At 44.5% G+C, this 1,058-nt stretch carries 1 protein-coding gene; it reads left to right on the top strand.

Annotated elements, in window-relative coordinates; genetic code table 11:
* The first annotated feature begins 112 nt into the window (after nt 1-112).
* A complete protein-coding gene (locus tag ON064_RS18330; RefSeq protein WP_274625887.1) occupies nt 113-793 on the top strand; it encodes a KinB-signaling pathway activation protein in 681 nt (226 codons plus the stop codon).
* Nucleotides 794-1,058: the final 265 nt, after the last annotated feature.

The following is a 1,058-nucleotide window of genomic DNA, read 5'->3' as shown; positions in this document are numbered from 1 at the left end:
ATTTTTATATAGGCAGTAAAAGACTTTCAAGGTTTGTTCACAACTCCTCCTGCAGATAGAAGGGTTTGTTGATACAATCGAAAGGAACTTTAAATTAACGGAGGCAATACACGTGACTATACGAAATTGGGTTAAGTTTGCACTCACTGCATTATTGATAGGCGGAGGGATTACCGGCTTGCTCGGCATTTTCATCCGCTGGAACGATGTCTTCGCCGAAGCTGCGCAAAACGGGCAGTGGGGAGAATTCATCGCAGGCTTTGTCTGGATGATCGTCGTCGGCTTGACGATGAGCTTAATTGCACAGATGGGCTTCTTCGCCTATTTGACGATTCACCAGTTCGGCCATAATATGTTCCGCTCGCTGCGGTTGTGGAACTGGGTACAGCTCTTGATCATCGCCATCGTCATCTTCGACTTGATTGTGTTCCGCTTCCTGCCGAATGTCGAGACGGGCGGGCAAGGACTCCTTTATGGAACACTCCTGTTCATTTTATTGGCGGTATCGCTGACAACGGCGTACTTCAAAGCGAAATGGACAGCGAAGTCAGCATTCATTTCAGCGTTGTTCTTCATGATTGTCGTTACGACACTGGAATGGCTGCCGGCTTTAATGGTAAGAGCGGGTAATGTAGACAGCTGGGTAACCTTGTTGTTGTTCCCATTGCTTGCAGTGAACGCTTATCAACTTCTCGCCTTGCCGAAGTATAACGAGAAGTCTGAAGAGGACCGTTTGAAACTTGAAGCTCGCCGGGCTGCGAGAAAAGCACAGGCTGCTGAAGGAAAGAAATGATTTTTCAGAAAAGTTCCGCTTTCTACCTTTAGGGCAGGGAGCGGGATTTTTTGTTTTAAATGACTTTTTCGTCTACAGCAAGAAACGCTATACCTACAGGGTTTAGAGGATGTTTTGAATAGATTTTAAGAAGCTGAAAAGTTCTTTTGAAAAAAGTTTGGTAAATGCGTTGACATATATTTAAACATGCTTTAATATAATAAAAGTCGTCAGGAACGGCAGCAAACATGAACCTTGAAAACTGAACAGCAAAACGTCAACGAAA

Origin of the sequence: Planococcus sp. A6 (assembly GCF_028823615.1) — a bacterium.
Lineage (GTDB): Bacteria > Bacillota > Bacilli > Bacillales_A > Planococcaceae > Planococcus.
This window is presented reverse-complemented; position numbering and strand designations above follow the sequence as displayed.